This window comes from Sinorhizobium saheli, from assembly GCF_001651875.1.
In the GTDB taxonomy this organism is placed as follows: Bacteria; Pseudomonadota; Alphaproteobacteria; order Rhizobiales; family Rhizobiaceae; genus Sinorhizobium; species Sinorhizobium saheli.
The window spans coordinates 167,307-174,653 of sequence record NZ_LNQB01000076.1 but is presented as its reverse complement, the minus strand read 5'-3'; the positions used below and the strand labels follow the sequence as shown (position 1 = coordinate 174,653).

Here is a 7,347-nt window from a genome sequence, read left to right as displayed (position 1 = left end):
GCAAATCAGTCCCTCTGTTGCAGCCGTAGGGAATCACGGCGAAAACCCAAAAGCCAGAGGGCTTTTTCAGCAGCCTGCTAAACGGGTCGCGCAAATCGACCACACGTCGCAAGCACAATCCGGATGAGCCTGATCGCAGAATCATCGCCGCTCCGCAGGGATTGCTCGCGTTCTTCGCGAAGCTCTCCGACGCTCTTGGCGTCGCGCTCGGCGCCCGAACGCTACTCGATCAGAGACACCGTCTGCCCGACGAGGATTTCATCGTCCTCCAGGGCGCAGGTCTCCATCGACGAGTTGCCCGTGAAGGTGATCCGGTCCGCGACGATCTGGACGCAGCCGCCGGCGACCGAGGAGTTGCCGGTGAACTCGATGCTGCCGGTCGGCATGTAGAGGTTGCCGCGCAGGCTCGACTCGGAATTGCCGGTGATCTGGTGGACGACGCCGGTCGAATGGCGGCTGGCGAAGAACAGCAGGCCTTTAAAGGGGCCGGAAGTCGGCGCCGAGAGGTCGATGTCGCCATTGCCGAGGAGCTTTGCCGAGGCCGAGTTTGCGAAAAACACGGTCACCCCTTCGCCGGTGAGCTGCGCTCCCGCATTCACCGTGAAGGTGCCGCCATCGATGATGTAGAGGCCCGGCTTCAGATTGACCGTGCCGTGGATCTCGAGGCCGTCGCAGAACCGGATCGCCTCCACGCCGCTCGGCATGACATCGAGCCTATAGGCGGGGTCCGAGATATAGGAAAGCGTCCGGCAGGGAAGCTGGCGGATGTGCAGCTCTTCCGGCTCGGCGACCGAGGCGAAGGGGTCGGCAGAGGGCGGCACCCGTTCGATCGGCGCGCTGCAGCCGGTGAGCGTGAGACCGGTCGTGGTAACGGCTTCGCCGACCGTGTAGACGCAGTCGGTCGACATCATCGCGCTGCCGTTCTTCATCAGGAACGCGTCGGTCGCAGCCGAGTTGGACATGACGCTGCAGCCGGACAGGCGCACCTCCGTCGAGCCCGTCACCGTGACGGCGCCGGAGGCGGCGTTCGAGAGCGCGAGCACGCATGCCTTCGATCCGCCCTTCACCTCGGCAACCGCCCGGGCACGGACGAGCATGGGCTCCGCCGAGAAGATCGAGGAAAAGAGCCGCGCGTGCGTTTCGGAGAGGACCACGGTTACCTTGCCGCTTCCCGCCGCCGACCCCATTTGGGTGTTCACCGTGATGCTGCCGGACGAGGCAATGTAACCCGAGCGGACTGCGACCCGGGTGGCGGCCTCCTTCAGTGTGTCAAGCCCGTCGCCGGTGCGATGGCGAACGGCGGCCGCATGGGCCGATACGTCGGCCGCATGCTGCAGCTTGCGCTTCTTCAGGTACCAATAGCCGGTTTCCGCCCCAAGCCCCATCGCGCCGACGACGACGGGAAACAGGATTGCCGCGATCACGGCGACGGCGCCGGTCTCGTCCCTTGACAGGCGACGCAGGCGACCGCCGATCCGGCGCGGCGTGGTCTTCGAGGCGCTGCTGTCGTTCATGGGAGTCCTGAATCCTCATTTTTCAAGCGTGAACGATATATCCCGCCCCGGCAGGGTTTGCGATTCGGCGGGTTGGTCTAGTCCGCGCCTTCACATGGCGCCTAGACCATCAGGCTGAATGGCGCTCTGAGGCGTCAGGCGGCACATTTCGCGGGAAATTGAAACGCCCTTGCTCTCGCGAAAGGTCCGCAAAATGCTATCGGTATCCGCAGCCTGGATTGCGTTTCTGCTGTTTGCAGGGACGATGATTTATGCCGGCGTCAAGGACCTGGCGACGATGACGATCTCGAACCGTCTCGTGCTCTTTCTGACGGCCGCCTATCCGGTCCTCGCGGCCGCGGCGGGCGTCGGCCTTGAAACGGTGCTGTTGAGCGCCTTGGCCGCGCTGATCGTACTCGCCTTTACATTCGCGCTTTTCGCCCTCGGCTGGATCGGCGGCGGCGATGCGAAGCTCATCCCGGTCGCCGTGCTTTGGCTCGGCAATGGCTTGACGCTGGACTTCGTTCTCTACGCGTCGGTATTCGGCGCCGCCCTGACGGTCGCCATCCTGCAACTGCGCAACCGCCCCTTGCCTGCGCCCCTCAAGGCGACCGCATGGGCGCGGCGCGTCCATCGGCGCGGCAGCGGCGTTCCCTATGGCGTTGCACTGGCTCCGGCGGCGCTATGGCTGCTCCCCGAGAGCCATTGGTACAGCGCACTTCTCTGACCCTCGAACCTGGAAGGCGCCGCCGCCATGATCCGGATCATCATACTCTTCATCGCCCTCGCATCCGGCGGCGTTGCCGCCTGGCTCGCCTCCGGCTCGCCTGAAACGCCTGCCGAGCTGGAAACGGCGGCGACCGAAGAACGAGCGCTTCAGGAGGTGCTCGTCGCCGCCTCCGAGTTGCCGCGGGGCACGGTGATCGACGAAAAACACATGCGCTGGCAGGCCTGGGAGGGCGACGTTCCGCCCGTCTTCGTCAGCCGGGCGGCCCGCCCCGACGCCATCTCGGCCTTCAAGGGTTTCACCGCCCATGCGGACTTCGTTGCCGGCGAGCCGATCCGGGAGGACAAGCTTGCCGAGCGCGGCGCCGGATTCCTGTCGGGAGCGCTGCCGGAAGGCAAGCGGGCGATCGCGGTTCGCGTCAATGCCGAAAGCACGGCCGGCGGCTTCATCCTTCCCAATGACCGGGTCGACGTCATTCACACGGTTGCCCGCCCGGGCTCGACCGGGGAGGGCGGACAGGTGACGAGCCGCACGATCCTGACCAATTTGCGGGTTCTCGCCATCGACCAGGTCGCCTCCGACAACGGCGAGGGCGGGGCGGTCGTCGGAAAGACCGCGACGCTCGAGGTGGAGCCGGAGCAGATCGCCGTCATCGCCGCCGCCGAGGCTTCCGGCACGGTCTCGCTCGCATTGAGGGCAAGCATGGACCATGACGAAGCCCCCGCCGTCGTGACGGAGAAAAGCCGCACGGTCCTCGTCCGCGTCTTCAACGGCGAGGGCGCGACCCTGGTGGAAGTCCCCTCATCCCGCACCAACGGCAGTTAGAGCGGGATGCGCTCCGTTCGCGCCACCTGACTGCAATGTGCTCTAAACCCGTTTGTGGAAGCGTCAAGACCATGCAACAGCCAGAGAACGAAATCCACGATGCGCCTGCGGCCGGATCGCCGCTCCTGTCCATTCCGAAAGTGGACATCGCGGTGTTCTGCACGTCCGAGGACGTCGCTGCGGCCGTCCGCACCGCCGCCATCGACCGGCGGATGGCGCGGGCCACGGTGACGGTGAAAGAGGGCGGGAGCAGGGAGGCGACGGCGCTATATGGCGGCGTGACCTCCCCGAACCTCGTCGTCATCGAGAACAACGACGACAAGGCGCGGCTCATGCAGGCGCTGGAGGCGCTCGCGGTGGAGTGCGTCACCGGGACGAAGGTCATCGTCGTCGGCCGCTCCAACGATATCGGTCTCTACAAGACATTGCTCGATGCCGGCGTCAGCGATTACCTGCTCGCGCCCCTCGATCCCATGGCCTTCATTGCCGCCGTGCACCGCTGCTTTCGCGATCCGGACGAGGAAAAGCTCGGGCGGATCGTCGCCTTCGTCGGTGCCAAGGGCGGGACCGGATCCTCCACGCTTTCCCACAACGTCGCACTGGCCATGTCGAACCGGACGGGCGCCGACGTATTGGTGGCCGACCTCGATCTGCAGTCCGGCACGCTCGGCTTGAACTTCGACGTGGAATCGCCGCAGGGCATGGCGGACGTGCTCGAGGGCACGGATCGCCTGGACGACGTGCTGCTCAGGCGGCTCGCGGTGTCCTACACCGACCGTCTTCACCTGCTGACGGCCGCGGGCGGCTACAACAAATTCGTCGATCTCAGCGAAGGCGACGTGGACCGGCTGCTCGACGTTGCCCGCTCGAGCTCCTGGCACGTCGTCGTCGACCTGCCGTATCTCTGGACCCAATGGACGCGAAAGATCCTGCTGGAAGCGGACGAGATCGTCGTTACCGCGACGCCGGAGCTCGCCAGCATGCGCAACGCCAAAAACATGATCGACTTCCTCAAGACGGCCCGGCCCAACGATCCGCCGCCGCGGCTCGTGATCAACAAGGTGGGAACGCCGAAGCTCCCGGAGATCAAGCCCAAGGACTTCGCCGCGGCGATCGGGCTCGAGGAGCACATCGCCGTTCCCTTCGATCCGCAGCTTTTCGGAAAGGCCGCCAATGATGGTCGCCTCGTCCTTGAAACCGCCCCGGCTTCGCCAGCCGGCAAGGCAATGGTCGCGCTTGCCTGGCGGATCGGTGGCACGCGCGAGCGGCGCACGCAGCCGAAATCGGCGTTTCAGCGCCTCATGGCGAATTTCGTGAAGCACCGGAAGACGATGGGGCAGCGGGTATCCTTGCGGCAGCGGTTCCGGCAGCTGAAGACATCCGAGGCAGGCGTTTCCGCCGTCGAGTTCGCGCTCATCGCACCGGTCATGGCCTTCGGCCTGGTGGCGACGGCAGATGTCGCGCTGGCGCTCCACCAACGCATGACGATCGATCACGTACTGCGCGCCGGCGCCCAGGCCGCAATGACGGATCCGGGGGAGGCGCAAGTCCTGAAGGTCGTGCAGTCGACCCTCGGCCAAAGCGCCGCGCCCGAAGTCGGCGTGCAGACCTCGGTCAAGCGCTACTGCGCCTGCCCGGAGGAGGCGGATGTGGCGCCCGCCGACGCGCCCGCCTGCGCGGCGACGGGCTGCGCGAGTTCCGCGCCGCAATATGTCTTTTATCGCCTGCAGGCCTCGAAAACCTACCAGGCGATGTCGCTGCCGGAGTTCCTGCCGGATCTTGCCCTGGGCTCGTCCCTGCAGGTGCAGGTCCGGTGACCGTCTTTTTCAGTGCCATGCGACGGGCGCGCCGCTGCCAGTCCGGGGCGACGGCGGTCGAATTCTCCCTCGTCTGCCTGCCCCTGCTTCTGCTGGCGCTCGGCATCGTGGAGTTCGGCCGGGCCTTCTATCTGGAGAACAATCTCTCCTATGCCGCGGACATTGCCGCGCGCAAGGTGCTGATCGGGCAGGTCGGTCGAAACCTCTCCGACAGCGAGGCCTATTCGCAGCTCCAGGCCATCGTGCGCGAGAATTTCAGCGGTGGCGATCCGGCACTGCTGCAGGTAGCCCTCGGCAAGGAAACCGTCGACGGCATCGACTTCCGGGTTCTCTCGTTGCGCTACAGCTTCACCTTCCTCGTGCCCGGCCTGGCGGACGGTCCGATCGCCCTCGGCCTGTCGCGGCGCATCCCGATGGGATGATGCGGCGGCGCTCGTGCCTGCCCCGGGTGGATGTGCGCCGATTTGAGACCTTGCCCCGTGTCGACCAGTCTGCCCCGTTCCGATGATCGGGATGGGGCCGGACGCGCGCGGCGAAAAGTCGGTTGCCGCACGACCTCGCAACCGGACTAGACCAACAGGCCGAGCCCTGCCTCGGGCGGGATCGGCCATGAGGCATCGGCCATGAGGCCGAATGGATCGAAAGGGTTAACAAGGTCTATATGAAGGCCACACAGCAAGCGGGAAACGAGGGCAGAACCCGGCCCGGCCCTGTGATGCCGAACCCAACGTCGGCGCAACCTCAACCCACTTGAAGGATCGACCCATGAAAAATCTTCTCGTCCGTTTCGCCCGCAACGAATCCGGTGCCACCGCCATCGAATACGGCCTGATCGCCGGCCTCGTCGCCGTCGTGATCATCGGCGCGGTGACCGCTGTCGGCACCGATGTGAAGGCCGCGTTCCAGAAAATCGCAGACTCGATCACCATCAGCTAATCCGGGCCGCCGGGGGCGCCGCGCAGCGGGAGGCAGATCGCCTTCCGCTTTTGCGTGAAGGACATTTTCACTACGGTCAGCAGGGCGACATCGATGTTCGGCAAGAAGTCTCTCTCGGAGGAAAAGGTTCTCGAAGCGGTTGTCCAGCCGGAGGCCATGCGCGAACCGCAAACGGTGCCTGCGCCGAGCCCGCAGGTCGAGAAGCCCGCCGGCCCTGCCGCGGCCGTCAAGGCCGACAAGGCCGAGCAATACTACGCTCTGAAGAAGGAAATCTTCGGCGCGCTCATCGCCACGATCGACGTGGCAGCGCTCTCCGGCATGGACGGCGAGCAGGCGCGCCAGGAAATCGGCGCGATCGTCAACGACATCGTCGCTGCCAAGAAGGCCGGGATTTCCATGGCCGAGCAGAACGATCTTCTGACCGACATTCTGAACGACATCCTGGGCTATGGTCCCCTGGAGCCGCTCCTCGCACGCGACGACATCGCCGACATCATGGTGAACGGCGCCGACCAGGTGTTCATCGAGGTCGGCGGGCGGGTGCAGGAAACGAGCATCCGTTTCCGCGACAACGAGCAACTCCTGAACATCTGCCAGCGCATCGTCAGCCAGGTCGGCCGGCGCGTCGACGAATCGAGCCCGATCTGCGACGCGCGCCTTGCCGACGGCTCACGCGTCAACGTAATCGCGCCGCCGCTCGCAATCGACGGGCCGTCGCTTACCATCCGCAAGTTCAAGAAAGAGAAGCTGAAGCTTGACCAGCTGGTGCGCTTCGGCTCGATCTCGCCGGAAGGCGCCGAGATCCTCAAGATCATCGGGCGCGTCCGCTGCAACGTGCTGATTTCCGGCGGCACCGGCTCCGGCAAGACGACGCTGCTCAACTGCCTGACGGGCTATATCGACCACGGCGAGCGGATCATCACCTGCGAGGACGCGGCCGAGCTGCAGTTGCAGCAGCCGCATGTCGTGCGCCTCGAGACCCGGCCGCCGAACATCGAGGGGCAGGGCGAGATCACCATGCGCAGCCTCGTCAAGAACTGCCTCCGCATGCGGCCCGAGCGCATCATCGTCGGCGAGGTGCGCGGGCCGGAGGCCTTCGATCTCCTGCAGGCGATGAACACCGGCCATGACGGCTCGATGGGGACGCTGCACGCCAACTCGCCGCGCGAGGCGATCTCGCGTGTCGAAGCGATGATCACCATGGGCGGCCATTCGCTGCCGGCGAAGGCGATCCGCGAAATGCTCGTCTCGTCGGTGGACGTCATCGTCCAGGCGGCGCGCCTGCGCGACGGTTCGCGCCGCATCACCCACATCACCGAGGTGCTCGGCATGGAAGGCGACGTGGTGACCACGCAGGATCTCTTCGTCTACGACATCCTCGGAGAGGACGCCAAGGGCAACATCGTCGGCCGGCATCGCTCGACCGGCATCGGCCGCCCGGGCTTCTGGGATCGCGCCCGCTATTTCGGCGAAGAAGCACGGCTGGCGGCAGCCCTCGACGCCGCGGAGATAAAGGCGGCCGCTTAGAGCGGGATGCGCCGTTGGCATT

General features: G+C 65.7%; 7 protein-coding genes. 6 read left to right on the top strand and 1 reads right to left on the bottom strand.

Annotated elements, in window-relative coordinates; all coding sequences use genetic code 11:
- Window positions 1–221 precede the first annotated feature (221 nt).
- Window positions 222–1,514 carry a pilus assembly protein TadG-related protein gene (locus ATB98_RS17980; RefSeq protein WP_066875853.1) on the bottom strand — a complete coding sequence of 431 codons (1,293 nt, stop codon included), beginning with the start codon at window positions 1,512–1,514 and terminating at the stop codon, window positions 222–224.
- A 193-nt stretch (window positions 1,515–1,707) separates the two neighbouring features.
- Here ATB98_RS17980 and ATB98_RS17975 point away from each other — a divergent pair, with 193 nt between their 5' ends.
- The 6 genes from ATB98_RS17975 (at window position 1,708) to ATB98_RS17950 (ending at window position 7,325) form a co-directional block, all read left to right on the top strand.
- Window positions 1,708–2,220 (top strand): A24 family peptidase, encoded by a 513-nt coding sequence (locus ATB98_RS17975; RefSeq protein WP_066875876.1) that lies wholly within the window; start codon window positions 1,708–1,710, stop codon window positions 2,218–2,220.
- Window positions 2,221–2,247: 27 nt separating this feature from the next.
- Window positions 2,248–3,045, top strand: coding sequence for a Flp pilus assembly protein CpaB (cpaB, locus tag ATB98_RS17970; protein WP_066875852.1), 798 nt, complete (start codon window positions 2,248–2,250; stop codon window positions 3,043–3,045).
- 71 nt (window positions 3,046–3,116) lie between these two features.
- Window positions 3,117–4,862 (top strand): AAA family ATPase, encoded by a 1,746-nt coding sequence (locus ATB98_RS17965; RefSeq protein ID WP_066875851.1) that lies wholly within the window; start codon window positions 3,117–3,119, stop codon window positions 4,860–4,862.
- A 17-nt stretch (window positions 4,863–4,879) separates the two neighbouring features.
- Window positions 4,880–5,284: a TadE/TadG family type IV pilus assembly protein gene (locus ATB98_RS17960; RefSeq protein WP_066875874.1), complete on the top strand. Its 405-nt coding sequence runs from the start codon at window positions 4,880–4,882 to the stop codon at window positions 5,282–5,284.
- Between the two features lie 343 nt (window positions 5,285–5,627).
- Window positions 5,628–5,798, top strand: a complete 171-nt coding sequence (locus ATB98_RS17955; protein WP_066875850.1) for a Flp family type IVb pilin — start codon at window positions 5,628–5,630, stop codon at window positions 5,796–5,798.
- 93 nt (window positions 5,799–5,891) lie between these two features.
- A complete protein-coding gene (locus ATB98_RS17950; protein ID WP_066875849.1) occupies window positions 5,892–7,325 on the top strand; it encodes a CpaF family protein in 1,434 nt (477 codons plus the stop codon).
- The last annotated feature ends 22 nt before the right edge of the window (window positions 7,326–7,347 follow it).